Source organism: Burkholderia sp. Leaf177 (assembly GCF_001424345.1).
Taxonomy (GTDB): domain Bacteria; phylum Pseudomonadota; class Gammaproteobacteria; order Burkholderiales; family Burkholderiaceae; genus Caballeronia.
The window spans coordinates 616,230-642,488 of the sequence record NZ_LMPF01000021.1 but is presented as its reverse complement, the minus strand read 5'-3'; the positions used below and the strand labels follow the sequence as shown (position 1 = coordinate 642,488).

Annotated in this window: 22 protein-coding genes; 14 read left to right on the top strand and 8 right to left on the bottom strand. The window is 60.7% G+C overall.

Annotated features, from left to right (window positions below; genetic code table 11):
- Positions 1-7: 7 nt before the first annotated feature.
- From dapA to ASG35_RS18250, 5 genes are all read right to left on the bottom strand, one after another.
- A complete protein-coding gene (dapA, locus tag ASG35_RS18270) occupies positions 8-913 on the bottom strand; it encodes a 4-hydroxy-tetrahydrodipicolinate synthase (protein ID WP_056360354.1) in 906 nt (301 codons plus the stop codon).
- Positions 914-939: 26 nt separating this feature from the next.
- Positions 940-2,700: an ABC transporter permease subunit gene (locus ASG35_RS18265; protein ID WP_056360923.1), complete on the bottom strand. Its 1,761-nt coding sequence runs from the start codon at positions 2,698-2,700 to the stop codon at positions 940-942.
- Positions 2,701-2,745: 45 nt separating this feature from the next.
- Positions 2,746-3,843 (bottom strand): ABC transporter ATP-binding protein, encoded by a 1,098-nt coding sequence (locus ASG35_RS18260; RefSeq protein ID WP_056360350.1) that lies wholly within the window; start codon positions 3,841-3,843, stop codon positions 2,746-2,748.
- 43 nt (positions 3,844-3,886) lie between these two features.
- On the bottom strand, positions 3,887-4,993 hold the full coding sequence (locus tag ASG35_RS18255) for an ABC transporter substrate-binding protein (RefSeq protein WP_056360347.1): 1,107 nt from the start codon (positions 4,991-4,993) through the stop codon (positions 3,887-3,889).
- Positions 4,994-5,083: 90 nt separating this feature from the next.
- Positions 5,084-6,511, bottom strand: a complete 1,428-nt coding sequence (locus tag ASG35_RS18250; RefSeq protein ID WP_056360344.1) for an FAD-binding oxidoreductase — start codon at positions 6,509-6,511, stop codon at positions 5,084-5,086.
- 709 nt (positions 6,512-7,220) lie between these two features.
- On the opposite strand from ASG35_RS18250, the gene rpoD reads away from it, so the two are divergent.
- Positions 7,221-9,119: an RNA polymerase sigma factor RpoD gene (gene rpoD, locus ASG35_RS18245; protein WP_235527584.1), complete on the top strand. Its 1,899-nt coding sequence runs from the start codon at positions 7,221-7,223 to the stop codon at positions 9,117-9,119.
- A gap of 160 nt (positions 9,120-9,279) precedes the next feature.
- Here rpoD and ASG35_RS18240 read toward each other — a convergent pair whose 3' ends face one another.
- Positions 9,280-10,836, bottom strand: a complete 1,557-nt coding sequence (locus ASG35_RS18240) for an acid phosphatase (protein WP_056360339.1) — start codon at positions 10,834-10,836, stop codon at positions 9,280-9,282.
- Positions 10,837-11,049: 213 nt separating this feature from the next.
- Here ASG35_RS18240 and ASG35_RS18235 point away from each other — a divergent pair, with 213 nt between their 5' ends.
- Complete coding sequence (locus tag ASG35_RS18235; RefSeq protein ID WP_056360336.1) at positions 11,050-12,318, top strand: cytochrome-c peroxidase; 1,269 nt, start codon at positions 11,050-11,052, stop codon at positions 12,316-12,318.
- Positions 12,319-12,451: 133 nt separating this feature from the next.
- Positions 12,452-12,913, top strand: a complete 462-nt coding sequence (locus ASG35_RS18230) for an Lrp/AsnC family transcriptional regulator (RefSeq protein ID WP_056360333.1) — start codon at positions 12,452-12,454, stop codon at positions 12,911-12,913.
- On the opposite strand, the gene ASG35_RS18225 is transcribed toward ASG35_RS18230, so the two are convergent.
- Both ASG35_RS18225 and ASG35_RS18220 read right to left on the bottom strand, forming a co-directional pair.
- A complete protein-coding gene (locus tag ASG35_RS18225; protein ID WP_056360331.1) occupies positions 12,910-14,592 on the bottom strand; it encodes a S10 family peptidase in 1,683 nt (560 codons plus the stop codon). The genes ASG35_RS18230 and ASG35_RS18225 overlap by 4 nt on opposite strands.
- A gap of 88 nt (positions 14,593-14,680) precedes the next feature.
- On the bottom strand, positions 14,681-15,604 hold the full coding sequence (locus ASG35_RS18220) for a LysR substrate-binding domain-containing protein (RefSeq protein WP_056360328.1): 924 nt from the start codon (positions 15,602-15,604) through the stop codon (positions 14,681-14,683).
- 137 nt (positions 15,605-15,741) lie between these two features.
- Between ASG35_RS18220 and ASG35_RS18215 the strand changes: the two genes are divergently transcribed.
- The 11 genes from ASG35_RS18215 to ASG35_RS18165 all read left to right on the top strand — a co-directional run bounded on the left by ASG35_RS18215 (position 15,742) and on the right by ASG35_RS18165 (position 26,122).
- Entirely contained in the window at positions 15,742-16,821 is a 1,080-nt protein-coding gene (locus ASG35_RS18215) for an ABC transporter substrate-binding protein (RefSeq protein ID WP_056360326.1), read from the top strand.
- 30 nt (positions 16,822-16,851) lie between these two features.
- The gene (locus ASG35_RS18210; RefSeq protein ID WP_056360323.1) at positions 16,852-17,931 is read left to right on the top strand and encodes an ABC transporter ATP-binding protein; all 1,080 of its coding nucleotides are present in this window, start codon (positions 16,852-16,854) and stop codon (positions 17,929-17,931) included.
- Positions 17,918-18,790, top strand: a complete 873-nt coding sequence (locus ASG35_RS18205; RefSeq protein ID WP_056360320.1) for an ABC transporter permease — start codon at positions 17,918-17,920, stop codon at positions 18,788-18,790. The genes ASG35_RS18210 and ASG35_RS18205 overlap by 14 nt, the downstream gene beginning before the upstream one ends.
- 13 nt (positions 18,791-18,803) lie before the next feature.
- Positions 18,804-19,601, top strand: a complete 798-nt coding sequence (locus ASG35_RS18200) for an ABC transporter permease (protein WP_056360317.1) — start codon at positions 18,804-18,806, stop codon at positions 19,599-19,601.
- Entirely contained in the window at positions 19,598-20,740 is a 1,143-nt protein-coding gene (locus tag ASG35_RS18195) for an NAD(P)/FAD-dependent oxidoreductase (protein ID WP_056360313.1), read from the top strand. Before ASG35_RS18200 ends, ASG35_RS18195 begins: the two co-directional genes overlap by 4 nt.
- Before the next feature lie 54 nt (positions 20,741-20,794).
- On the top strand, positions 20,795-21,154 hold the full coding sequence (locus ASG35_RS18190) for a (2Fe-2S)-binding protein (protein ID WP_056360311.1): 360 nt from the start codon (positions 20,795-20,797) through the stop codon (positions 21,152-21,154).
- Positions 21,144-22,538 (top strand): FAD/NAD(P)-dependent oxidoreductase, encoded by a 1,395-nt coding sequence (locus tag ASG35_RS18185; RefSeq protein ID WP_056360308.1) that lies wholly within the window; start codon positions 21,144-21,146, stop codon positions 22,536-22,538. The genes ASG35_RS18190 and ASG35_RS18185 overlap by 11 nt, the downstream gene beginning before the upstream one ends.
- Entirely contained in the window at positions 22,531-23,682 is a 1,152-nt protein-coding gene (locus ASG35_RS18180; RefSeq protein ID WP_056360305.1) for an NAD(P)/FAD-dependent oxidoreductase, read from the top strand. The genes ASG35_RS18185 and ASG35_RS18180 overlap by 8 nt, the downstream gene beginning before the upstream one ends.
- Before the next feature lie 33 nt (positions 23,683-23,715).
- Positions 23,716-24,072 (top strand): RidA family protein, encoded by a 357-nt coding sequence (locus tag ASG35_RS18175; RefSeq protein WP_056360302.1) that lies wholly within the window; start codon positions 23,716-23,718, stop codon positions 24,070-24,072.
- 168 nt (positions 24,073-24,240) lie between these two features.
- Positions 24,241-25,293, top strand: a complete 1,053-nt coding sequence (locus ASG35_RS18170; protein WP_056360299.1) for a phytoene/squalene synthase family protein — start codon at positions 24,241-24,243, stop codon at positions 25,291-25,293.
- A gap of 136 nt (positions 25,294-25,429) precedes the next feature.
- Positions 25,430-26,122 carry a YceH family protein gene (locus ASG35_RS18165; protein ID WP_056360297.1) on the top strand — a complete coding sequence of 231 codons (693 nt, stop codon included), beginning with the start codon at positions 25,430-25,432 and terminating at the stop codon, positions 26,120-26,122.
- Positions 26,123-26,259: the final 137 nt, after the last annotated feature.

Here is a 26,259-nt window from a genome sequence, read left to right as displayed (position 1 = left end):
GTTCAGATCAAAGCTTGCGTTCGAACATATCGAGTTGCTTTTCGAGTTCCGCGCGCAGATTCGCCGACAACGCCGGGTCAGCCTGAACCAGCGGCGCAAGCATGTCGGGCGCGTGGACATCGATCAGATCCATCACCGACTTCATGGGTCCCGGATTCGTTTCGGCGAACGCCATGTTCATTAACGGAATCAGCGAGCGATGTAGCGCGAGCGCGTCCTGTGTCCTGCCCTCGCGAGCCAGGTCGTAGATTTTTTTCCATGCGGTCGGCAACAGCGTCGCCGTCACCACGATGCCACCGCGTGCACCCGCCGCCACGTGCAGCGGGAACAATGTGTCCTCGCCGCTCAGCACGGCAAACGATTCATCCACGCCCGCGACCGTGCGCAGGAAATGCCACATGTCCGTGTTGCACGCCTTCATGCCGATGATCCGCTCGTGCTTCGACAACTCGTGCAGCACTTCGGGAGCGATCGCGATGCGCGTGCGGTACGGGATTTCGTAGATGAGAATCGGCAACGGAGATTCATCGGCGTAACGCAGGAAGTAGTCGCGAATGCCGCCTTGCGTCGGGTTCGTGTAATAGGGCGTGAGTACGAGCAGACCATCGGCACCTGCGGCGGCGAAATCCTTGCCGGCTTGCATTGCATCGTGATAACCAGGATCGAGCACACCGGCGATCACCGGAATCTTGGCCGCCGCTTCCTTCGCCGTGATCTCGGCCATGCGAACACGTTCCGCCCGCGAAAGCGCGCCGTATTCGCCCGTGCCGCCGAGGGGAACCACGCCGTCCACGCCCTGCTTCATCAGATAGCGCATCAAGGCGCGGGCGGCATCGGCGTTGATGGTGTCGTCGGGATTGACGGGCGTTGGAATGGCCGGGAAAACGCCACGCAGTTGTTGAGCTGAAAGCATGAGTGAGTCCTGTAAATCAAGGTTATTCAAGAAGCAAGGCTGCGTCGGCGCAAACGATCGGCGACCCAGATCAGCACTGCAATGAACGCAAACAAACACGTCGATACCGCCGCGATGACCGGCGAGATCTGCATGGTGATTTCGTCCCAGAACTGCTTGGGCAGCGTCGTGCTCAAGCCGCCCGACGAGAAAAGGGCGATGGTGAGTTCATCGAAGGAAGTTGCAAACGCGAACAGGAACGACGACATCAAACCCGCGCCGAGGATCGGGAAGGTGACGCGACGCAACGTGGCCCACGGGCGCGCGCCCATGCTTTGCGCGGCGAGGTCGAGGCGTGTGTCGTAGTTGCGCAGCACGGCCATCATGGTGATCACCACGTAGGGCACGGCAACCACCGTATGCGCCAGCACGAGTCCATACGACGACCCGATCAGCCCGATCTTCGCGAAGAAATAAAACACACCGACCGCGATGATCATGCGCGGCACGACGATTGGCGCGAGCACGAACGCGAGCATCGCGGCCTTGCCTTTCATGCCGCCACGTACGAGCAGGAACGCGGCGGGCGTGCCGATCAGCATCGAAAGAATCCCGGTGCCGATACCCACGAGCATCGAGCGCGTGATGGCCTGCATCCACAACGGCGACTCCGTGATCTGCCGATACCACTGCAGCGAAAATCCGTGCGGCGGCCATGCAAGACCGGAAGCGGAATCGAAGGAGAGCGGGATCATCAGGAACGCGGGCGCGCTCAGGAATACGAGCAGCAGGATCACGACCACGCGCAAGGTGAGGCTCGCACCTTCAGCGGCGCGCTTGCGGCGTTTCGGCAGCAAGCCGATGACCAAGTCCGTGGCGTTGCCCAGCACTGTCAGGATGACATCGCCGAGTTTGCGGCCGAATCCGCCGCCGTGTTTCGGGCCGCGCGCAGACGAGCCGCCGGCCATTGTCGACAGTCCGACCAGGCGGTCGTAGATCAGGAACACGATCAGCACGACCGCCAGCAGCAATACCGAAATCGCGCCCGCAAAACCCCAGTTCAAAGCCTGCATCACCTGGTCGATGATCAGTTGCGTGATCATCGTTTGATGACGACCGCCGAGCAGCGTCGGCGTGATGAAGAAGCCGATGGCCGTCACGAAAACCATCAACGCGCCCGCTGCGACGCCCGGCAACGACAACGGAAAGTACACCTTCCAGAACACCGTGCCGGGACGCGCGCCGAGTGTTGCGGCGGCGCTCGGCAAACGCCGGTCGATGTTCTCCATGACCGACAACATGGTCAGCACTGCGAGCGGCATCAACGCGTGGACCATGCCCACGACCACGGCGGAGAAGTTGTAAAGCAGGTTCATCGGCCGGTCGATAATTCCAAGTCCCATCAGAACCTGGTTGATCACGCCGTTGCGTCCGAGCAGCACGACCCATGCAAACGTGCGCACGAGAAAGCTGGTCCAGAACGAAAGCAGGACCCAGAACAGAAGGCGGTTCTTGCGCTCCCGTGTCAGCGATGAAATCAGATACGCGATCGGATATCCGGTCAGCACGGAAAAGAACGTGGTCCACAAAGAGACCTTCAGCGTGATCAGCAACACATCCACATATACCGACGACGCAAACAGCCGCTTGTATTCCACGAGCGTGAAGCCCGTGCCGTTATGCACGCTCAGAAGCAGCAACTGCCCGACGGGATAGACCAGCATCACGAGCAGCAGGATCACGATCGGCGCACTCATCGCGCCGGGACGCAACCACGCACGCCATCGCGCGGGACGATTCGGGAGCATCTCGGGATGCGGTTGTTCGGCAACCAGTGCGGAGCGATTCATCATTTACCCCGCGATTGCAACAGCGTCCGCAGTCAGCCACGAAAGCCCGAGCGTTTGCCCGATTTCGTACTGGCTGCCAAGCCGGTTGGTGGGAAATGCCGCGATGAGCGGCGGTGCGTCGGTGACATGCGACTGCAAATAAAACTTCGTCATGCTGCCGGTGACCATGATGTCGGTGAGCTTCGCCGACAACGTGCCGCCGTTGATGAACCCGGCCGGCGGTCCATCGTGGATCTGCAGGTTCTGCGGACGAAGCATCAGTTTCACGGGCTTGCCGTCGCGGATCACGGTGTCGTACGCCATGGCGTTCACGTTCGCGCCGCCCTGCACGCTGATCTGCACCTGATCGCCGGTGCGCCCGGTGACGACCGCATCGAGCAGATTCGATTCACCCAGGAAATCCGCAACGAAGACGCTCTTCGGCCGGAAATACAAATCGGCCGGCGAACCAAGCTGCGCGATGGAACCCGCGTTCATCAGGCAGATGCGATCGGACATGGTCATCGCCTCTTCCTGATCGTGCGTGACGTACACAATCGTGGTTCCCAGATCACGATGAATCCGCTTGATCTCCAGTTGCATCTGATCGCGCAATTTCTTGTCGAGCGCACCGAGCGGTTCGTCCATCAGGATGATCGATGGCCTGTACACCATGCAGCGCGCGAGCGCGATCCGTTGCTGCTGGCCGCCCGATAATTCCCGCGGATAACGCCCGGCGACATGCGGCAAATGCACCATCTCCAGCGCCTGCATGACCTTCTCGCGCGTGGCTTTCGCATCGGTCTTGCGCATCTGCAGCGGGAACGCCACGTTCTCCGCGACCGTCATGTGCGGGAACAGCGCGTAGTTCTGAAACACCATGCCGATGTCCCGCTCATACGGCGCGCCATACGTCACATCGACGCCATTGATGCGCACTTGCCCGTCGTCCGGTTGCGACAATCCGGCGATAAGACTCAGCAACGTAGTCTTGCCCGAACCGCTCGGTCCGAGCAGGGTCAGGAATTCGCCCTGGGCGACGTCGAGATCGATGGGAGCGAGCGCGACGAAGTCACCATAGCGCTTGCACAGTCCCGTGATTTGAAGATTCGAGGCAGACATGTTGATGGCATCCCTTGCAGTAAAACGCGGTGACTTGAATGACTTACGTCAGGATCCAGCTATTGAATTTTTCGAGCGCGACGCTTTGCTTTTCCTGCCAGAACTTCGCATCGATATGCAGGCCGTTCTTGATGTTCTCCGGGAACGTCGGGCAATTTTTAGCGATCTCCGGCTTGATGAAGTTGAACGCTTCAGGTTGCGTCACGCCGGCGGGGAAATACTCGACGAGCGCGGCCTGACGTTTCGGATCGGATGCAAACTTGATGAACTCGCGGCACGCGGCGGCGTTCGGCGTGCCCTTGAGAATCGACCAGTTGTCGCAGCCCCAGATATTCTGGTTCCACACGATCGCAACCGGCGCACCGTTCGCAATCGCTGATTGCGCGCGCGAGACCCACGTGCTGATCATGTCGACTTCGCCCGAACCGAGCATCTGTTCAACTTGCGAACCCGTCGTCCACCACACGTCCACGTGCTTCGAAATCTTGTCGAGACTCGCGATGCCTTTATCGAAGTTCACCGGATAAACCTGCGATGCCGGCACGCCGTCGCCCATCAGCGCTTCTTCGAACGTATCGAACGGATATTTGCGCAATCCGCGACGGCCCGGAAAGTCCTTCACGTTCCACATATCGGCCCACGACGACGGCGCCTTGCGACCCTTGAACGCATCCGTCCGATACGCAAGCACGGTCGTATAAACGTTCGTGCCGACGCCATACGGCGACATGTATTGGGCAGGAATCTTCGAGATCATCGGGTCGGCTTCGAGACCGTGCTTCTCCAGATATTCCTTGCCGCCGCCAGTGAGCAGAAGGATTGCCGGCTGGCTGATCTTCGCCATGTCCCAGGTGTAGCTGCCGGTCTCGACCATGCTCTTGATCTGCGCGGTCGGTTCGGCGTTGGCCTGAACGCCGACCACTTCAATGCCGGTCTTTTCCGTGAACGGCTTGTAGAAAACGGCGCCGTACGCTTTCGTATAGATGCCGCCATCGTCGCGAATCACGATGCGCTTGCTCGCCGCGCGCGACGGCGTCCAGACGAACGGGAACGCGACCGCGGCTGCGCTGGCTGCGGCAGTCTTGATGACCGTGCGGCGGCCGGGATTTTGAATCGCTTGAATCTCATCGCGTGCGGGCTGCTTTTTCATGTCGGCTCCAAGGGTGTGGATGAAAACAGAAACGCTAGGGGTGCGAACGTCCGGGCTTCTTTTTTGGCGGCCCGGATCAGCGTGGGGCGTTCAAGGAATCAAACGTCCCGGGTTGAAAAGATCGTGCGGATCGAGCGCGGTTTTCACGGCGCGCATCAAACTGAGTTCTGCCTGTGACTTGTAGTGCGCCATCTCCGGCAGTCCGGTTTGCCCCACGCCATGCTCCGCGCTGAACGTGCCGTGCAGTTCGTGCGCAACGTCGTTCACGCAGCGGCGCATGGCGTTGGCAATCGCGGCCGGATCGGGCAGTTCGCGCCAGGCATCGAAGGTGAAGAAGGGGATGAAATGCGCGTTGCCATCGCCGAGATGCGCGACTACCAAAACGTCCAGCGCAGGTACGATGGCATGCACCGCAAGCGTCGCCCTTTCTATAAACGCAGGAACCGCCGATACCGGCACCGCGCAATCCGTCGTGAGACCCACGCCGCCTTTTTTGTTCGCCTCCGAGACGCTGTGACGAATCTCCCAGAGCGTCGCGCGTTGCGTTTCGTTGCTCGCGAGGATTGCATCGTGGATCAGGCCTTGTTCGGCAGCGTGTTCGAGTGTTTGCTGAAGCAGGGCGGCCATTTCTTCGCCGCCGTTTGTATCGGCGAGTTCAACCAGCACATGCCATTCATGCAGTTCGCTTAAAGGATTACGCCGCGCAGGCACATGTTCGATAACCAGTTCCAGTTGACGGCGGTTGATCATCTCGAACGCGGAGAGGCGCGATCCGCACGCGGCCTGGAACATGCCGAGGATTTGCAACGCGGCGGCCGGATCGGTCGGCGCGAACCACGCGAGCGCGTGTTGCGTGGGCAGCGGATGCAGTTTCAGCGTGGCCGCCGTGATGATCCCGAGCGTGCCCTCCGTGCCGATGAACAAGTGCTTCAGATCGAGTCCGGTGTTGTCCTTGCGCAGCGCGCGCAGGCCGTTCCAGATGGTGCCATCGGCGAGAACGACCTCCAGGCCGAGCACGTTGTCGCGCGTGTTGCCGTAGCGCACGACGGCCGTGCCGCCGGCGTTTGTCGATAGATTTCCACCAATCTGGCACGAGCCTTCCGCGCCGAGGCTTACTGCATAAAGCCGGTTTTCTGCCGCCGCCGCGTCCTGCACCGTCTTGAGAACGCAGCCGGCTTCGACTTCCATGGAACCGTTGGCGGCGTCGATGTGACGGATGCGCCGCATGCGCGCCAGATTGACGATGACCGGCGCCGCGCCTTCGCTGCGCGGGATTGCGCCGGCGCAGAGACTGGTATTGCCGCCTTGCGGAAGCACCGGCACGCCATGCGTGGCGCAAAGCCGGACGATCGCCGCGACCTGCGCCGTGTTCGACGGCTGCACAACGGCCACGGCCGGGCCTTTGTATCGGCCGCGCCAGTCTTCTGTGAAGGGCGCGAGATCGGCTTCGCCTGTCAAGACTGCACTGGCTCCGATCTCGCTTTTCAGCGCTGCGATCAACGTGGTGACGTCGTTCATATTCCAGTCCTCAAGATAGGCGCCCGCTGTCGCTCGAATCAGCTAAAGCGCGACATCTGAGAAGCAGGATATGAAGAAAAAAATCGCATTGAAATGCCTTTAATCGCAATGCGATTACATTAGGCGTTTCTGTGGATACTTTCGTAAGGGCGTCGATGCGCTGCGGCAGGATGCCGCAGACGATGAAAAGGAATTTTTCGGGTGGTCCGACTCTAAGGACGGTGGTTTCACTCTTTCTACGGTGAGCAAGCAAAAAAAACGGGGTGCGACCAAATGAATTCAAACCTGCTAGGGCCGCTACGGCCTTGATTCGGCCCGATTCGCCCACAAATGAACTCGTACCCGATTAAATGTTGTTGTTTCTCTACGTGAATATGCCGGAAATGCCCGTTAATTGGCGCTTAACGCACCTGCAGCAATCAAGTTGCTATAGACTGTACGACCCGCGCGAATCCTGCGCTTGTTAGCGCTCCCCGCCTCCAACTGATTCAGCTTGCTCGAATCAACGCATTTGATGAGTTCAACCCGAGGTGACGATCCTGTCGGTCTTCACGGTATTGCGCGTGTCTGACCGCCTGTGCACCGGTTTGCTTTTCTCAGAGCAAGGCTATCGAGGAAATGTATGACAAGTTTTGATCCAACCGAATCTACCGCCGGAAACGGCGTTCCTGCCAAAAAATCGAAAGCCCGCCGTGGGTCTGCAGACAAAATGTCCCGTCCCATGGACGAAGGCACTGTCTCGCCCGAGCAGGCCGACGAGCGTCAGAAACAGATGCGCGCGTTGATCCAGCTGGGAAAACAGCAAGGCTACCTCACGCACGCGGAGATCAACGACCACCTGCCCGGTAACTTTGCCCAGACGTCGGCTATCGAAACCATCGTCAGCACGTTCCGCGACATGGGCGTGGCCGTCTATGAAGAAGCGCCGGACTCAGAGACGCTGCTGCTGAACGATTCCACGCCGACCGCCGTGTCGGACGAACAATCGGACGAAGAAGCGGAAGTCACGCTCGCGACCGTGGATTCGGAATTCGGCCGCACGACCGACCCGGTGCGCATGTATATGCGTGAAATGGGCAGCACGGAGTTGCTGACCCGTGCCGGCGAAATCGAGATTGCGAAGCGCATTGAAGACGGCCTTGGCGAGATGATCAAGGCGGCGTTCGCATGCCCGTCGACTGTCGTCACGCTTCTCACGACGGTGGACAAGGTCGTGGCGGGCGAATTGCGTATCGACGAACTCGTCGATGGCTTCAAGGACGTGAGCACGCTCGACGAAGCTGCCGTGGACGAATCCGACGCGGAAATCGATGAAGCCGAGCTCGCGTCTGAAAGCGACGACGAAGAAGGCGAAACCGAAGACGAACAAGCTACGCGCGCAAATGCAACGCGCCTGAAGCACTTGCTGCGCGATTGCCTGCCGCTGTTCGTGAACGTGCGCGATCAGTTCGACGCATTCCACGCGGCCTACAGCGCCGACGACGCGCGCACGGGCGACTGGCCGACCGTGCAGGAACACATCCAGAACGAACTGGCTACCGTGCGTTTCACCGCGCGTACCATCGACCGGTTGTGCGCCGAAGTGCATGAGCAGGTCGAGCAGGTTCGCGCTATCGAGCGTCGTATCCTGAAGATCGCCGTGGATCTGGCTGGCATGCCGCGCGAGAAGTTCGTCGAAGTGTTCCCGGGTCACGAGACCGATCTCGAGTGGACCATGCGTCACGCTTCGGCATCGAATTCGTATGGCAAGGCGCTCGAGCGCGCGCTGCCTGCCATTCAGGCCGAACAGCAAAAGCTGATCGAAATCGAAGCGCAACTGATGCTGCCGCTTTCGCAGCTGAAGGCGCTGAACAAGCAGATGACTTCCGCCGAGCACAAGATGCGTCAGGCCAAGCGCGAGATGACGGAAGCGAACTTGCGTCTGGTGATCTCGATTGCGAAGAAGTACGTGAATCGCGGCATGCATTTCCTGGATCTGATCCAGGAAGGCAACATCGGCTTGATGAAGGCCGTGGACAAGTTCGAATATCGGCGCGGCTGGAAGTTCTCGACTTACGCCACGTGGTGGGTTCGCCAGGCCGTGACGCGTTCGCTCGCCGATCAGGGCCGGACCATTCGTGTGCCGGTGCACATGATCGAAACCATCAACAAGCTGAACCGTGTGTCGCGTGAAATCCTGCAGCAGACCGGGCAGGAAGCGCATCCGTCGGTGCTGGCGGTTCGCCTGGACTTGTCGGAAGAGAAGGTTCGCAGCATTCTGAAAATCGCGCGTCAGCCGGTTTCGCTCGAAACGCCTTTGGGCGAAGACGGCGACACCACGCTGGGCGATATGGTTGAGGATTCGGCGACCGAATCCCCGGCCGACGCCGCCATGCACGCCGATATGCGTCTTGCGATCAAGGATGCGCTCGATTCACTGTCGCCGCGTGAGGCGAAGGTGCTGAGAATGCGCTTTGGTATCGACACGGTTTCCGACCATACGCTGGAAGAAGTCGGCAAGCAGTTCGACGTCACGCGTGAGCGGATTCGCCAGATTGAAAGCAAGGCGATGCGCAAGCTCGTGCACCCGAGCCGGTCGGAAAAGTTGAGGTCGTTCCTCGCGCACTAAGTGTAGTTTCAGATGTAAATGTCCGCAGTGGCAGGTCCGGATTTCCGGGTCGCCAACTGCGGATTTTTTTTGGGCCTCGCAAACGGCGGCGACAAATCAAAGAAAAAGCGCGATGGGCTTGCGAGCCACATCGCGCTTTTATTCATCGGGCTTGGTGCTATCAGAAGTCCAATGCCGCCGTCAGGTCACCCATCGGTTTGCCGCCGGCGGCCACCATTGCCGCGTCGCGCGCCGTCAGGCCCGGCAACTTCGGCAACGAATAACGTGCGGTGATCAGGCGCAGGATCGATGTCGTATCGTATTGCGTGTGATCGACAAAACCCTTCTTCGCGAACGGCGAAATCACGAGCGCCGGAATGCGCGTGCCCGGACCCCAGCGATCGCCCTTCGGCGGCGCCACGTGATCCCAGAAACCGCCGTTTTCATCGTATGTCACGACCACGATCATGTTCTTCCACTGCGGGCTCGCCTGCAGATGCTGGATCACGTTCGCGATGTGCGCATCGCCGGACGCCACGTCCGTGTAACCCGCGTGCTCGTTCAAGTTGCCCTGCGGCTTGTAGAACGCAACGGACGGCAGCGTGCCGGCATCGATCGCCTTGATGAACTCCGAACCGTCCGTGCCGCCATCGAGCAGATGCTGCGTGCGATTCGCGGTGCCCGGCGCCAGATCGGCAAAGTAGTTGAACGGCTGATGATGCGTCTGGAAGTTCGGCACCGAGTTCGTGGAGCCGCTGATCTTGGTCCGATCGGCCAGCGCCGCGCCCCACGAACCGCCGTACCACGCCCACGATACATTCGCCGTATTCAACAGATCGCCGATATGCGTCTGCGTTTGCGGCGGCAGCGTGGTCGCAACCGCAGGATCGGCGAGCGCCGAATTCCCGCCCGTCGGCGGCGTGTTGCCGCTCGGCTGATAGGGCGGCTGCATTGTGTTGATGGCGAAGAAGTCAGGCGTCAGGTTGCCCGAATTCACGAACTTCGGAATGCCTGTGACAGCCGATACCGGCGAAGCCGCCGTCACTTTCAGCGACACACCATCTGCGTTCACCGATGAAATCGATCCCGCCGCCACGCTCTTGTCCGCGTTCGGATAGATCGGCGTGCACGCGCAGATGAGCCACTGGTGGTTCAGGAACGAGCCGCCGAATGCGCCCATGAAGAAGTTATCGGCGAGCGTGTATTGCTGGGCGATCTTGTAGAGCGGCAGCTTGTCGGCGTTGGTGTTGTAGTGACCCATGACAAAACCGCCCGAATCGGCCCACGCGGCGAACTTGTCGTTCTTGCCGCCATTGATCTGCATCTGGTTTTCATAGAAACGGTGATACAGGTCACGCGTGGTCAGCGACAAAGGCGTGTTGAAACCCGCGGGGTCATCGATGGCAAACGGCGCGTTCGGCAAGTTCGCCGTCATGGCTTGCGTGACCGCGGGCGTGACGCCGGTGGCGGTCAGGCCATTCCAGATGGGCGGCAATACCGGCAGCACGCTGCCGTCGCGGTCGAGCTGCTGCGCGCTCGCGGCGGTGACGCCTTGCAAGCCATTCGCGCCCGGGAAGTTGCCATAGAGGTTGTCGAAGCTGCGGTTTTCCGCGTAGATCACGACAATGTTTTGCACCGATGTCAGGTCGGCTTTCTTGTCGTCATTGCCGCCGCATGCGTATAGGCCGAATGCGATCGACGCCGTGAGCGGCACGGCGCGGACGAGTTTCTTGTTCATCGATAGGTCTCTGTCGTTGGGGAACCGGCGGGCGTTTGTAAGTTTGTGCCGGTGCCGCAGTGTCCCAACTGGATTTGACAGGAACATTTAATATCGCTTTCATTAAGTAAGACTGTGTCAGGTTTCGACGGAAATAACGAAGGGCGTTTGTCATGTCACGCGAGTGACACATGAACGTCATACGCTTCGCCTTCTTCCTGAAGCCTTATGCACATGTCATCCATCGTTTCGTTGTCGCTGTCTCTTGCCGCGTTGTGCGTCTCAGCGTTTGTACTGAGCGGTTGCGATTCGCACGCGGCGTCTGCCGTGCCGCAAGCCGGGTCTTACAGTGCAAGCGAAGCGAAATCTCGCGCGCAGGTTTTTGCGCAGGTCAAGCTGATGACATCGGTGGGCGAAAAAATGTTCATGGACCCGTCGCTTTCGGGGTCGGGAAAGCTTGCGTGCGCGTCCTGTCATAGCCCGAGTCATGCGTTCGGTCCGCCGAACGGCTTGTCCGTGCAACTGGGCGGAAGCGACATGCACAGGCCGGGATTTCGCGCGGTTCCATCGCTGAGATATCTTCAGTCGGTGCCCCAATTCACGCAGCATTTCCACGACTCGGACGACGAAGGCGACGAAAGCGTCGATGCCGGCCCGACCGGCGGCCTGACGTGGGACGGCCGCGTGGATCACGGCGCGGATCAGGCGCGCATACCGCTGACGTCATCGTTTGAAATGGGCAGCACGCCGGCGCAAGTCGTGGCGGCGGTCAAGGCCGCGCCGTACGCAGGCGAGTTCCGCGAGGCGTTCGGCGCAGGCGTGTTCGATCACGAGGGCCTGGCGTTCGACGCCATCCTGCGTTCGCTCGAAGCCTTCGAGCAGACGCCGCAAAAGTTCTATCCGTACACGAGCAAGTTCGATGCGTTCCTTGCGGGCAAGGCGAAACTGAACGAAGCGGAACTGCGCGGCCTGGAGCTTTTCAACGATGAAAAGAAGGGCAACTGCGCCGCATGCCATATCAGCCAGCGCGCGAAGGATGGATCGCCGCCGCAGTTCAGCGACTTCGGATTGATTGCCGTTGGCGTGCCGCGTAATCGCGCGTTGCCTGTCAACAAGGATCCGAAGTTTTTCGATCTCGGCGCATGCGGCCCCGAGCGCAAGGATCTGAAGGGCGAGTCGGAATATTGCGGCATCTTCAGGACGCCGTCGCTGAGAAACGTCGCGACGCGCAAGGCGTTCTTTCACAACGGCATTTATCACTCGCTCGATGAAGTCGTGCGCTTCTACGTTCAACGCGACACCAACCCGGAGAAGTTCTATCCGGCAGTCCACGGCAAGGTTCAGAAGTTCGACGACCTGCCGAAGCGCTACTGGTCGAACGTCAATACGGAAGCGCCGTTCGACCGCAAGCCGGGCGATCAACCCGCGATGAACGAAACTGAAATCAAGGATGTGGTCGCGTTTTTGAACACGCTGACCGATGGGTATGAAGCAACGAAATGATCAAGCCTCGGGCCTCGCTGCAACGTTCTACCGACTTTCCGGCGTGACACTTCCTTGACGTGTTCCGCCGGAAAAACCATAAATCCGCGCGGAATGCACTACCATTCGAATCCTTCTTGAAGGATAACGACGAATGGAACTCGATAAAATCGACCGCGCAATCCTGATCGCGTTACAAGCGGATGGCCGTGCCACGAACGCGAGTATCGCCAATCGCGTCGGCTTGAGCGAAACGCCGTGCGCCCGGCGGCTCAAGCGGCTGGAAGCGGATGGATATATAGAAGGGTATCGAGCAATCCTTTCGCGCTCGGCTTTGGGGCTCGGCCTGATCGCGTTCGTGCAAGTGCGCTTCAGCATGCACGACCGGAAGATATCCGACCGTTTCGAGCGCGAGATTCAGGCGATTCCACGCATTGTCTCGTGCCACAACATCTCGGGCACGGCGGATTATCTGTTGCAAGTCGTGGCGCGTGATCTCGACGATTACGGCCTTTTCATGCGCGATGTCCTGCGCGTGCTGCCGGGTGTATCGGCGGTGGAATCGACCTTGTCCTTGCGCGAAGTAAAACGCGATGCCGGCTTGCCGCTGCTTTAGGGGCTCGCGGTGTTATCGGCTTTATAAAAGCGAGTGAGATCCGCTTTCAACGCGTGAAGCGACGCGTCGTCCAGATAGATCATGTGGCCCGTCGGGTAATACGCGCGCTGGATGTTCGGCTGCAAGGACTTGTCCAGGTTCATGTGCGACAGGTCGTATTCCGTCTGGAAAAACGGCGTCGCCAAATCGAAATAACCATTGAGCGACAGCACGCGAAGGCGCGGGTTTTGCCGCATCGCCGCTGCAAGGTCGCCTGCCGCGTAAGGTTGCGACAACTGCTCGCCCCACGAAGCGCGATGCTTCCAGTTCCACTGCGACAACGCGCTGTCGTTGAATACGCGATACGCATCGGGCGCGTCGAAATGCAGATCCTGCACGAGATGCTGATGCAGCGCGGCATCGAAGGCGCTCGACACGCTCGTCACCGAAGCGTCGTAGTCGGGACGCTCCGCGGCGTCGTCGTAATCGATGCCTTCGAAGCGCGCGTCGTATCGGCCGAGACTGCGGGACTCGCCGCGCAGCAATTGCTTACGAAAGCGCGACGGCCAGATTTCCAGCCGCGTCTGTTTCACGTATTCCGCGCTGAGACCGGTGTACCCGGCGACGCGCGCCGCGATTGCATCGCGTTCGGAATCGGGCAAGGCATCGCCTTTGGCCAAAGCTTGTGCATACGGACCTGCGGCAAACGCGCGGACTTCGGCGAGATAAGCCTGCAGCTCGGGCGGTTTCGGCACGAGCTTGTCGTGATACCAGGCGATGGCCGCGTACGTGGGCAAATAGCTCACGGCTTCCAGATCGGTCCCTGGCGCGCGCGTGGCCGAGTTCAGCACCGACGACATCAGCACCACGCCGTTCAGCGCAATGTTGTTCTGACTCAATTTATACGCAAGCATGGCGGCGCGCGCCGTTCCATACGACTCGCCGAGCAGATATTTGGGCGAGTTCCAGCGTTGATTCACGGTGAGGTATCGCTCGATAAAACGCTCGAACGCGCCGAGGTCTTCATCGACGCCCCAGAACTGCTTGCCCGTCGCGCGGCCGACAATGCGTGAAAAGCCGGCGCCGGGAGCATCGATGAAAACGAGATCGGTCGTATCGATCAGACTGTCCGGGTTATCCGCGAGCACATAGGGAGCGGGTGGCGTGATGGCCGGACTCGACGTGTGCGCGCGTTTCGGCCCGAACGATCCCATCAGCAGGAACATGGTGCCGGCGCCCGGGCCGCCATTGAAAAGAAACGTGATGGGGCGCGCGGCGGCGTGTTTTGCGTCAGACGTGTACGCCACGTAAAAGATGCTGGCTTCGGCCTGCCCCGCGTTGTTGCAAAAGAGCAGATTGCCGGCCGTGGCGGTGTAGTCGACCTTCTTGCCGTCGAGCTTGATGGAATGCCGCGTGACCGATTGCGTTTCGGGCGGAACGGGGATGACGTTGTCTGCTTTGACGCCGCTTGCCGCATCGCTTGCTGGCGAAGCATGGGCGGCGCGTGGACGTTCCGGGCGAGGCGCATTTGCAGCCGATCCCGACGCTGGCCGAGGACTCGCCGTCTGCGCAGGTTCTTCTCCCTGCACGGCGCTTGCGGCATCGTCCTGCGCTTCAGCGGCGAATGCGCTGCTTGCAAAACTGCCTGCAACACCGATCGCGATCAGTCCGCGTGCCAAGCTGCTGAAACGAGCGTGCATCTTTATCCCCGGCTGTCGCTTTGTTCGATGTTATCGCGCGCTGATTACGTTCCGCATTCGCGGGTGACGACCCGTGAATACACGAAGATCACGCCCGCTTCACACGCTGCGGTTTGTCCGCTGCCGCCAGCTGCTCGTCGTGCGTAAGCCTCAGCATATCGACGAAATCCATCGTCAGACGCGCTCTTGGCTGATGCGGTGGAAACAGCAGATACATGGGAAACATCACCGCCGGCGAGAACGGGCGAATGGCAATTTCAGGCCCGGCGAAATCTTGCGCCACGAGCGGATGCGCGAGCGTCACGCCCATTCCGCACCGGACCATCTCGCAGCAGATCGCCGCGTATTGCGCTTCGATTGCAAGCACTCGCTCGACGCCCGCGCGTGTGAAGGCTTCGTCCATTAGTGCGCGTGTGCCGTCGCCATGACATAGCGAAACAAACGGCTCGCCCGCGAAATCCTTCGGTTTGAGCGACGCTTTTTTAGCCAGCCGATGACCCGCCGGCAGCACGCATACCGCCGCGACCCTTGATAACAACTCAACCTCGCAATTGGACGCCTCGCTCGAATAGATCGCCACGCCGAGATCGCAGAACTGCGAACTGGTCCAGTGATTGACGGTCCCCGATGTATTCACGTGCAGGGATACGGTCACCTCGGGATATTTGGCCTGGAAGCGCTGGATTGCATGTGGCACGAGCGTCATTCCGGCGGACGGCATTGCTGCAATGCGCAATCGCCCAGTGCCGAGATTCTTGATTTGCGCTGCAGCATTGGTCAGCCCTTGAAGGCCGACATACGCGCGCTCCACCTCGCGAAAAAACGAGTTACCTTCGCTCGTGGGAATCAGCCGCACGCCGCTGCGAAGGAACAACTGCAGGCCGGTCTCGCGTTCGAGTTGCGTGATCAGGCGGCTGATATTGGGCTGCGACGTGAACAGTTCCTTTGCTGCGGCGGTCATGGAACCCGCGAGCATGACGGCCCGGAACGCCTCGATATGCTTAAGATTCATGTCAGGCAACCCATATCATTCTTGTATGGGTAGTTATTTTATTCGTATTGGACGATATGCCTCGTGGCGAACAAAATAAATTCGTTTACCCCACATCCGCTGAACGTCCGACCCCGCACTGTCTGGAGAAAACGCACATGAAAGAACTGCAGCACGTCCGTCGCTCGTCGTCTTCCCGTTTATCTCTGCGAAAGTGCGCGCTTGCACTGGGCGTTGCAGGCGCACTCGGCGCCCCAATGCTCGCGCAGGCCGAGACGACTTTGTATGTCGCGAATGTCGGTGGCTCGAACGAGACCATGTATCGGCAGAAAATCATTCCGCCGTTCGAGAAGGCGCATGACGTGAAGATCGTGTACGTCGCGGGCAATTCCAGCGATACGCTCGCCAAGCTGCAGGCGCAAAAGGGTCATCAGCAGATCAACGTCGCCGTGATGGACGACGGCCCCATGTATCAGGCAATGCAAGCGGGGTTGTGCGGAAAAATCGATGAAGCGCCGGTCATGAAGGACCTGTACCCGCTTGCGCGTCTTGGACCAACGTCCGTAGGTGTAGGCATGGTGGCAACCGGTATTGGTTATAACGCCGATGCCTTCAAGAAAATGGGCTTGCCCGCGCCGGATTCCTGGAGTGTCCTCACCGATAAACGCCTGAAAGGCAAGCTCGGCGTTCCGCCGATCACGAATACCTACGGGCTGCATACGCTCGTGATGCTGGCGCGCATGAATGGCGGCGGCGAGAAGAACATCGATCCGGGTTTCAATACGATCACAAAACAGGTCGCGCCCGACGTGCTTTCGTGGGCGCCCACGCCGGGCGAGATGGACGGCCTGATGCAAAGCGGCGACGTGATCCTCGCGCCGTACGGCAGCGGCCGCGCGGTCGCGTTGCAGAACACGGGTTTCCCGCTCAAGTTCTTCTATCCGAAAGAAGGCGGCGTAGCGCTGCAGGTCGCTGCCTGTTCGGTCGCGGAAAATGCGCAGCCGGCTTTGTCGCAGCAGTTCATTCAATATTTGCTGAGCCCGGAAGTGCAGGCGATCCAGGCGCAGGCGATTGGTCTCGGTCCGGTCAACAAGACAGTGCAGCTGGCCCCTGGAGTCGCGGCGCGTGTGCCGTATGGTCCCGAGCAGATCGCCAAGCTGATCGCGGTGGACTGGACGACGATCAACCAGCACCGCACGGAATGGACGGATCGCTGGAATCGCACTGTCGAACGCTGAAAATAACTTCATAAGCAGACAAGAACCCCCATGAGCTTTCTGACACTCAAAGGCATCTCGAAGCGCTACGGCGACTTCACGGCAATCGAGCAGATCGACCTCGAGGTTGAACGCGGTGAGTTCTTGTCGTTGCTCGGTCCGTCCGGTTGCGGCAAGACCACGACCTTGCAGATGGTGGCAGGTTTCGTCACGCCGACCAGCGGCACCATCATGCTCGATGGCCGCGACATCACGCACGAACGCCCGGAGAAGCGCGGCATGGGCGTGGTCTTTCAAAGCTACGCGTTGTTCCCGCACATGACGGTGGACGGCAACGTCGGCTTCGGCCTGGAAATGCGCAACATGAAGCGCGCGGCGCGTGCCGAGCGCGTGGCCGAGGCGCTGGAACTCGTGCGTCTTACCGGACTCGGCGGGCGTTATCCGAAGGAATTGTCGGGTGGACAACGGCAGCGCGTGGCGATTGCCCGCGCGCTTGCAATGCGTCCCGAACTGCTGCTTCTCGACGAACCCATGTCCAACCTCGACGCAAAGCTGCGCGAGGAAATGCATATTGAACTGAGAGGAATCCAGAAGCGTCTCGGCATCACGACGATCCTCGTCACGCACGATCAGGTCGAAGCCATGACCATGAGCGATCGCATCGCGGTGATGCATCGTGGAACCATTGCGCAGTTGAGCACGCCGTTCGAAGCATACGAGCGGCCGGAGACGCCGTTTGCATCGGCGTTCCTCGGCAAGACCAACCTGCTTCCGGGCGAAGTGTTGCGACGCAACGGCCGTTGCGCGGAAGTCGATGTTGCCGGCACCACGCTCAAGGTGCCGCACGAAGGCCGCCATGTGCAGGGCAAGGTGAACGTGTATATCCGGCCGGAGAAGGTGCATCTGGCATATGGCGGCGCAGGAGATGCACGCGCGACCGGCCGCATTACCACGCGCGTGTTCACCGGCAACCAATGGCTTTTGCTTATCGATACAGCGCTTGGACAAGTCAGCGTCGCGCAGCCGAACAACGGCGCGCCGCCGCCGAACGAAGGCGAGCAGGTCGGCCTCATGTGGTCGGACGACGACTTGCGCGTCCTGCAAAAGGAGGCGCTCGATGGCCACGCTTGACGACGATCGCGCCGGCGCCGCGCCCTGGATCTTGTCGGCGCCCGCGTTGCTGCTGTTCTGCGGCCTGCTGCTGGTGCCGCTGCTCTTGACCTTCGTGTTGTCCTTCCATGTCTTCAGCGATACAGCCGGCACGCTTGCCGCCTACACGTGGCGCAACTACTTCGAGGTAATCACCGATCCGTACTACGGCGCAATTTTTGGCCGTACCGCAGGGCTTGCGTTCGCGGTGACGTTCTTCTGCATCCTGCTGGGCGTGCCGGAAACCATCGTGCTCGCTCGCATGAAGCGGCCCTGGCAATCCATCTGCCTGTTGATCGTGCTCGGGCCGTTGCTGATATCCGTGGTCGTGCGCACGCTGGGCTGGCAGATCCTGCTCGGAAACAACGGTGTCCTGAACAATGCGCTCCAGGCGCTGCACATTACGTCCGAACCCATCCGGCTCGTCTTCACGATGACCGGCGTCATCATCGCGCTTACCCACGTGCTCGTGCCGTTCATGGTGATGTCGGTTTGGGCCACGCTTCAGAAGCTCGATCCGCAAGTGGAATGGGCGGGTCTTTCCATGGGCGCATCGCCGTTTCGCGTGTTTCGTCGCGTGGTGCTGCCGCAGATCCTGCCCGGCATTTTGTCGGGATCGATCATCGTGTTCGCGTTGTCGGCATCGGCGTTCGCAACGCCTGCGCTGATCGGCGGGCGCCGGCTGAAAGTGGTCGCGACCGCCGCCTACGATGAATTCCTCGGCACGCTGAACTGGCCGCTCGGCGCGACCATTGCGGTGTTGCTGCTGATTGCGAACGTGGCGATCGTGATGGGCTGCAGCCGGCTCGCCGAGCGCCGCTTCAAACACATCTTCGACTGAACCGGGAGACGTCATGAAACAAAACGGATTCCTGGGGCTGCTGTTCAATGCGCTGTTCCTGACGTTCATTGCCGCGCCGCTGGTCGTGGTGATCGCGGTTGCGTTCACGGACAAAGGCTTTATCTCGCTGCCTTTCGATGGCGCTTCGCTGCGCTGGTTCAAGGCGATTCTCGAGAACGATCAGATCCTCGATGCATTTTTTCTCTCGCTGAAACTCGCGCTGGTTGCATCGACGATCGGCGTGGCGCTTGCCGTCCCGGCGGCGCTTGCGATCGCGCGTTATCGATTTCCCGGCCGTGGCGCGCTCACCGGTTTTTTCCTCTCGCCGATGATGATTCCCGCCGTTGTGCTCGGCATCGCGTTCCTGCGTTTCCTGAGTTTGCTCGGGCTCGGCGGATCGTTCTGGGCGCTCTGCGCCACGCACGTGATCATTGTGTTGCCGTATGCGCTGAGGCTTGCGTTGTCGTCGGCAATCGGACTGGATCGCGATGCCGAGCGCGCGGCTTTGTCTTGCGGAGCGAGCCGCTTCACGGCTTTCCGCCGCGTCGTCCTGCCGATGATCCGCACCGGCGTTGCCGGCGGCTGGGTGCTCTCGTTCATCCAGAGTTTCGATGAACTCACCATGACCATTTTCGTCGCAACGCCCGGCACGACCACGCTGCCAGTTGCAATGTACAACCAGATCGCCCAGACAATCGATCCGCTGGTCGCGTCTGTCTCGACCGTAATGATCGTGGGTACGGTCATCCTGATGCTCGTGCTGGACCGCATGGTCGGTCTGGACCGCGTCCTGATAGGAGAAACACGATGAAAGGCAATGCAGTCGACAGTCCCGACGTGCTGGTGGTCGGAGGCGGGCTGGTGGGAACCGCGGTCGCCTACGGACTTGCGTGTGAAGGTTTGAAGGTCACGGTGCTGGATCAGGGCGACGGTGGTTTTCGTGCATCGCGTGGCAACTTCGGGCTCGTGTGGGTGCAGGGCAAGGGTTTCGGCCTGTCGCCCTACGCACGCTGGTCGCGCAGTTCATCGCAACTCTGGCCGGGCCTCGCCAGGTCGCTGCTCGAAGAGACGGGGATCGATGTATCGCTGAAACAGCCAGGCGGTTTCCACCTTTGTTTTTCTGACGATGAACTCGCCGAACGCGAAAAGCGCCTGTCCACATTGCAGGCTGAAGTCGGCGGCGATTACCCGTTTCAGTTGCTCGATGCAAAAGAGTTGCGCGAGCGCTTGCCCGCCGTGGGCCCTGAAGTGATCGGCGCGAGCTACACGCCCATGGATGGTCACGTGAATCCGCTCAAGCTGCTGCGCGCACTTCATGAGGCGATGCAACGCCGCGGCGTGAAGCTCGTGAGCGGCGAGGAGATCGGACGGATCGTGCCGGATTCGCACGGCTTCGCGGTGCATGGCAAGAACGCTGTGTGGCGTGCGCCGCGCGTGGTGTTGTCGGCGGGTCTCGGTAACCGCGCGCTCAGCACGCAGGTCGGTCTGCATGCGCCGGTTGCGCCGAACCGCGGCCAGGTTCTTGTCAGCGAGCGCGTCGCGCCCTTTCTGCATTATCCGACCATCAACGTGCGCCAGACCGATGAAGGTTCGGTGCAATTCGGCGACTCCATGGAAGAGGTCGGCTACAACGACTTCACCACGACGGACGTGCTCGCGACCATTGCGCGCCGTGGCGTGCGCAGTTTTCCCATGCTGAAGAACGTGCGGTTGGTACGCACATGGGCCGCGCTGCGCGTCTATAGCCCCGACGGTTTTCCGATCTACGAACAATCGTTGCAATACCCTGGCGCGTTTGTCGTCACGTGCCATAGCGGCGTCACGCTCGCCGCCGCGCATGCGAAACGCGTCGCGCCATGGGTCGCCGGCGGCGCGATTCCCGAGGAGCTTCCCGCGTTTCGGGGGGGACGGTTTCTCGAACCGAGCTACGTTCCCGCCAATGCCCATTAGCCGCGTGCTGACAGCTAAAACAGCCCATCCAGAACACCGACATTTCGCATCGATATGACATCCAAACCGCTATTCAGGGTGCTTGCACCGGTCGCGCCCGCCGTGGCCGACGACATCGTTCAGATCTGGTTCAACGACGAGCCGCTCGAGGTGCCCGGCGGCCGCTCCGTCGCCGCCGCATTACTCGCGGCAGGCGTGCAGCGTTTTCGCGCGACGCCGGTATCGGGCGCACCGCGCGCACCGTATTGCATGATGGGCGCGTGCTTCGAATGCCTGGTCGAAATCGATGGCGTGCCGAGCCGGCAAAGTTGTCTCGTCTCCGTGCGTGACGGCATGCGTATTCACTCGCAAGAAGGCGCGAGCGATCTCCCGCCAATGTCGTACGAGACTAAGGAGAGCGTTCATGGCCGCTGAATCCATCGATGTCGCCGTGATCGGCGCAGGTCCTGCAGGCCTCGCGGCGGCGACGCAAGCGGCGCGCGCGGGTTTGTCCGTGGTCGTGCTCGACGAACAGGAATCGGTCGGCGGGCAGATTTATCGCGCGATAGAACGCAGCGACGCACAGCGCCGCGAGATCCTAGGTCCGGACTATCAGGCAGGCAGCGCGCTTGCCACGGCGTTCGCCCGTTCCGGCGCGCGTTACGTGCCGAACGCGTCCGTCTGGCAGGTGACGCGCGAGAAGACAGTGCATTACCTGAAGGACGGAAAGGTCGCCAGCTTCGAGGCAAAACGCGTGGTGCTGGCAACCGGCGCGCTTGAACGGCCGTTCCCGATTCCCGGCTGGACCTTGCCTGGCGTTTTGACCGCGGGCGCGGCGCAGATCCTGCTGAAAAGCGCGGGCGAAGTGCCGAGCGAACCGCCGGTTCTCGTTGGCTGCGGACCGCTGTTGTATTTGCTCGGCTGGCAATACGTGCGCGCGGGCGTTCCGATCCGCGCGCTTGTCGATACAACCCGCCACGAGGATCGCTGGCGCGCGAAACGTCACATGGTGTCGGCATTGCGCGCGTGGCCGTACTTGAGCAAAGGCCTGCAATTGATGCGTACGTTACGCGATGCCGGCGTGCCCATGCACGAAGCCGCGGACGATCTGCGCGTGGAAGGCGCGATAGGCGAAAACGGCGCCGAGCGCGCCAACGCGCTGACGTTCTCGGTGCGCGGCGTGTCGCATCGGATCGAGGCAAAGGTGATTCTGCTGCATCAGGGCGTGGTGCCGAATACGCAATTCTCGTTGTCGCTGCGGGCATCGCACAAATGGGACGACGCGCAACTCTGCTTCACGCCAGTCACCAACAAATGGGGCGAACTCGATGTCCCGGGCATCTTTGTCGCGGGCGATGGCGGTGGTATTGGCGGCGCGCAGGCGGCGGAAATGCAGGGCGAAGTGACGGCGTTGGCGATTGCCGCGCAACTTCATGCAATCGACAACAAGACCCGCGATCAAAGCGCCTTGCCGCGTTTGCGGCGGCTTGCCGAAGTGATGCGCATCCGGCCGTTCCTCGACAGCCTTTATCGTCCCCGCGATGAAAACCGCGTGCCGAAAGACGAGGTCATCGTGTGCCGTTGCGAAGAGGTGACGGCGGGACAACTCAGGCAGTTCGTGGAACTCGGTTGTCTCGGACCGAATCAGGCAAAGTCTTTCGGCCGATGCGGCATGGGTCCGTGCCAGGGGCGCATGTGTGGCCTGACGGTGACCGAAGTCATCGCCAGCGCGCGTAGCGTGACCCCTGAAACGGTTGGCTACTACCGAATCCGTCCGCCGATCAAACCACTTACGCTCGGAGAACTCGCCGGTGACTAAGCCCGCAGCCAACGAGTCGGACGTGCTGGTGATCGGCGGCGGCTTGCATGGATCGAGCAGTGCGTTCCATCTCGCGCGCCGTGGGGCGAGCGTGACGGTGCTGGAAGCGGATTACATCGGGCGGCATGCATCGGGCGTGAACGCGGGCGGCGTGCGCACGCTCGGCCGTCCGGTGCCCGAGATTCCGCTGGCGCTGATGTCGCGCGAGATCTGGCACAACATTGTGGAGACAGTCGGCGATGACGCCGGTTTCGTCGCGTCGGGCCAGTTGAAGATCGCGGAAACCGAAGCCGAACTCGATGAATGCCGCGAACGCGTGGCGCTGCTGGAGTCGCATGGCTTCACGCATGAAAAGATCATCGATCGCGAGACGCTGCTTGAACTCGAACCGGCCATCACGCCGCACGTGACCGGCGGTATCTGGGTCGAGCGCGATGGCTACGCGTTGCCGTTTCGCGCGACGACCGCGTTCCGGATCGCGGCTGAACGAAACGGTGCGGTGTTTCACGAAGGCACGCCCGTGACGCGCATCGAGCAGCAAGGCGAACGGTGGATCGCGCATACGCCGCGTGGTGATTTTTCTGCGGCGCAACTCGTTGTCACGGCGGGCGCGTGGGCCGGCGAACTCGCGGCGCAAGTGGGCGAACCGGTTCCGGTTCATCCCGAAGGGCTGATGTTGATGGTCACGCATCGCGCGGCGCCGTTTTGTCGCGCGACGCTGGGCGCAACCGGCAGGCCGTTGTCGTTCAAGCAATTCGATAACGGCACGGTCGTGATCGGCGGGAAGCTGATTGGTATCGCGGATCTGGCGGGACGGCATGGCGAAGTCGATTTCGTGCGGCTGGTGAAGAGCGCGAATACCGTGGTCGATCTGTTTCCGCATCTGCGTCATCTCGGCATCAATCGCGCTTGGGCCGGCGTGGAGGCGTTCACCGGCGACTCGCTTCCCGTTATTTCGCGCAGCAAGCGCGCTTCGAACCTGACGTACTCGTTCGGATATTGCGGCAGTGGTTTTCAGTTGGGGCCGGGCTGCGGCAAGCTGGTGTCCGAGCTGGTGCTGGACGGCGTGGCGTCGTTGCCGCTGGATGCATTTGCCATCGACCGGTTCAAAGGTTTTAATGGCGCCCCGGCTGCGGTAAGTTGAACGCAGCCATTTTCAATTTCATAAAGGAACACCATGAGCGATATTGTCAGGATCGAAACCAATCAACGCATGAGCCGGGTTGTGAAAGCAGCGGGGCTGGTGTTTATCGGCGGGCAGACATCGAATGACCGCACGCCCGACGTAAAGCTGCAAACGCAGCAAGTGCTCGCGAAGATCGATGGATTTCTCGCGCAGGCCGGTATCGACAAGACGCGGCTTATATCCGCGCAAATCTGGCTCGCCGATATTGCCCGCGACTTCGCCGGCATGAACGAAGTGTGGGACGCGTGGGTCGCGCCAGGCTGCGCGCCGACGCGTGCGACGGTCGAGTCGAAGCTCGCCGCGCCCGACTTGCTGGTCGAGATTACCGTGACCGCGTTGGGCGAATAAAGCTTCCGGCGGCTGCGTTTAACGCGCAGAGACGATGATGGTTCGCATGTGGGCGAGGGCTTCATAGCGCATGCCGGCCGATGGATTGGCGGGATCAGGAACGCGGGCCGGAACGCAGATACAATTCGGCAGCGCCTGAATTGTCCAACATCGACCAGATTCCATCCAATGCGTAATCCATCCCGGGCCGTGCTTCTCGGCCCGCTCCTGAAGGGCGTCTCGCGGTCCTTCTACCTCACCCTGCGTGTACTGCCTGCCGGGATGCGCGATCCCATCGGGCTTGCCTACTTGCTGGCGCGGGCTGCGGACACGATCGCCGATACCTCGCTGATCTCGCCGAAACAGCGGCTGGAATTATTGTTATCGCTGCGAAACCTGGTGAACGGTGCGCCCGATGACGGCACGCTGACTCAACGTCTTGCGCAAGAAGTCGCGGGCCAGCAAAGCCTCTCCGACGAAAAAGTGCTGCTCGAATCAATCGACGGCGCATTGACCGTGCTGTCTCAGTTGAACGATCCGGACCACAACGCGGTGCGCGGGATCGTAACCACGCTCACGCAGGGGATGGAATTCGACCTGCACACATTCCCGGACGAATCGTCGGGCCGGATTGCCGCACTCAATACGCTCGAAGAACTCGATACCTATACATATCTGGTCGCGGGTTGCGTCGGCGAATTCTGGACCCGGATGACTTATGCGCACATGCCGGGCACGTTGAAGGGCGCGCCTGAAATGGCCTTGGCGAACGGTGTTCGTTTCGGCAAAGCGCTGCAAATGACCAACGTGCTGCGCGATTGCAGCAAGGACTTGCGCATTGGCCGTTGTTATCTTCCGGTGCCAATGCTCGATAAATATGGATTGAAGCCCGAGGATCTGCTCGCGCCGGGCGCGTCGCTTCGTGCGCAACCGTTGTTGTTCGAGCTGTTGCGCCTGACGCTGGATCACTATCGCGCGGCAATCGACTATACGTTTTCCATTCCCGCATTGTCGGTCCGGCTCAGGCTTTCTTGTCTGTGGCCGGTTTTGATCGGGCTGGAAACGCTCGTGCTGCTCGTCAATAACGATGACTGGCTCGACCCCGCGAAAATTTCGAAGATCGGCCGCAACAAGGTGTACAGGATCGTTGCTGGTTCAACACTGCTTGAGCCATCTAATGGCATGCTGCGCGCGTGGACCGACCGGCTGATCGCACGTATTGAAGCGCGCTTGAACCGCTGATGATTCAGCCGATGCAGGCGCCGGTTCCTGGGGCGGCGCAGGGCGGATATCATATGGATCGTCGTTCTCACACGAAGACGCTTCGCCCGGCTCGCGCCGGACCAGAATTCAAGTAGCAGCACCGGCTCTGTCACGCATGAACTCCACTCCAGATATCCCCTCACGTCCCGCAATGCGTTCCCTGACTCTCCTGGAGGCGCGCGTGCTGGGCGTGCTTGTCGAAAAGCAGCACACGGTGCCGGACGCTTATCCCCTATCCGTCAATGCACTGACACTCGGTTGCAATCAGAAGACCGCCCGGTCGCCGGTGATGAACGTGACGGAGGCCGACGTGCTCACGGCTATCGACGAACTCAAGCGCCTGAGCCTCGTGTTCGAAGGTAGCAGCAGCCGTGTGCCGCGCTTCGAGCACAACATCACGCGTTCGCTGGGCGTTCCGAGTCAGGCAGCGGCATTGTTGACCACGTTGATTTTGCGCGGGCCGCAAACGCCTGCCGAGTTGCGCCTGAACGCTGCGCGTTTGCATGGTTTCGCCGATATATCGTCGGTGGAAGCCTTCCTCGATGAACTCGCTGCAAGCGAACCGCCACGCGTAATCAAGTTGCCGCGCACGCCTGGAGAGCGCGAAAGCCGATGGGCGCATTTGTTGTGTGGCGAAGTTGCGGTGAGCGACGTGCCGGCTGGCGCAATGATCGATGATTCGGTTTCTTTCAACGACTTCGATATGTTGAAGGCGGAGCAGAAGCGGTTAGCCGAAGAAGTGTCGCGTTTGCGTGTGCTGGTCGAGAGGATGGCGGGAGAGCTTGGCATCAAGACCGACGGGGAATAATCGAACGGGAGAGGCGCGCTCGCGCGCCTCGTTTGCGGTACGCATCCCGACAACAATCAGGATTCCGATATTAATCCCTTGTTGGAAAGATCGGATCCGATCGGAAAAAACGGCGCGCGTCGCGTGAATTCGGTCCA

What these genes read in the sequence shown, in the direction of transcription:
- dapA (WP_056360354.1), bottom strand. Translation starts at nt 913, where the DNA reads ATGCTTTCAGCTCAACAACTGCGTGGCGTTTTCCCGGCCATTCCAACG.
- ASG35_RS18265 (WP_056360923.1), bottom strand. Translation starts at nt 2,700, where the DNA reads ATGCTCCCGAATCGTCCCGCGCGATGGCGTGCGTGGTTGCGTCCCGGC.
- ASG35_RS18260 (WP_056360350.1), bottom strand. Translation starts at nt 3,843, where the DNA reads ATGTCTGCCTCGAATCTTCAAATCACGGGACTGTGCAAGCGCTATGGT.
- ASG35_RS18255 (WP_056360347.1), bottom strand. Translation starts at nt 4,993, where the DNA reads ATGAAAAAGCAGCCCGCACGCGATGAGATTCAAGCGATTCAAAATCCC.
- ASG35_RS18250 (WP_056360344.1), bottom strand. Translation starts at nt 6,511, where the DNA reads ATGAACGACGTCACCACGTTGATCGCAGCGCTGAAAAGCGAGATCGGA.
- rpoD (WP_235527584.1), top strand. Translation starts at nt 7,221, where the DNA reads ATGTCCCGTCCCATGGACGAAGGCACTGTCTCGCCCGAGCAGGCCGAC.
- ASG35_RS18240 (WP_056360339.1), bottom strand. Translation starts at nt 10,836, where the DNA reads ATGAACAAGAAACTCGTCCGCGCCGTGCCGCTCACGGCGTCGATCGCA.
- ASG35_RS18235 (WP_056360336.1), top strand. Translation starts at nt 11,050, where the DNA reads ATGTCATCCATCGTTTCGTTGTCGCTGTCTCTTGCCGCGTTGTGCGTC.
- ASG35_RS18230 (WP_056360333.1), top strand. Translation starts at nt 12,452, where the DNA reads ATGGAACTCGATAAAATCGACCGCGCAATCCTGATCGCGTTACAAGCG.
- ASG35_RS18225 (WP_056360331.1), bottom strand. Translation starts at nt 14,592, where the DNA reads ATGCACGCTCGTTTCAGCAGCTTGGCACGCGGACTGATCGCGATCGGT.
- ASG35_RS18220 (WP_056360328.1), bottom strand. Translation starts at nt 15,604, where the DNA reads ATGAATCTTAAGCATATCGAGGCGTTCCGGGCCGTCATGCTCGCGGGT.
- ASG35_RS18215 (WP_056360326.1), top strand. Translation starts at nt 15,742, where the DNA reads ATGAAAGAACTGCAGCACGTCCGTCGCTCGTCGTCTTCCCGTTTATCT.
- ASG35_RS18210 (WP_056360323.1), top strand. Translation starts at nt 16,852, where the DNA reads ATGAGCTTTCTGACACTCAAAGGCATCTCGAAGCGCTACGGCGACTTC.
- ASG35_RS18205 (WP_056360320.1), top strand. Translation starts at nt 17,918, where the DNA reads ATGGCCACGCTTGACGACGATCGCGCCGGCGCCGCGCCCTGGATCTTG.
- ASG35_RS18200 (WP_056360317.1), top strand. Translation starts at nt 18,804, where the DNA reads ATGAAACAAAACGGATTCCTGGGGCTGCTGTTCAATGCGCTGTTCCTG.
- ASG35_RS18195 (WP_056360313.1), top strand. Translation starts at nt 19,598, where the DNA reads ATGAAAGGCAATGCAGTCGACAGTCCCGACGTGCTGGTGGTCGGAGGC.
- ASG35_RS18190 (WP_056360311.1), top strand. Translation starts at nt 20,795, where the DNA reads ATGACATCCAAACCGCTATTCAGGGTGCTTGCACCGGTCGCGCCCGCC.
- ASG35_RS18185 (WP_056360308.1), top strand. Translation starts at nt 21,144, where the DNA reads ATGGCCGCTGAATCCATCGATGTCGCCGTGATCGGCGCAGGTCCTGCA.
- ASG35_RS18175 (WP_056360302.1), top strand. Translation starts at nt 23,716, where the DNA reads ATGAGCGATATTGTCAGGATCGAAACCAATCAACGCATGAGCCGGGTT.
- ASG35_RS18170 (WP_056360299.1), top strand. Translation starts at nt 24,241, where the DNA reads ATGCGTAATCCATCCCGGGCCGTGCTTCTCGGCCCGCTCCTGAAGGGC.
- ASG35_RS18165 (WP_056360297.1), top strand. Translation starts at nt 25,430, where the DNA reads ATGAACTCCACTCCAGATATCCCCTCACGTCCCGCAATGCGTTCCCTG.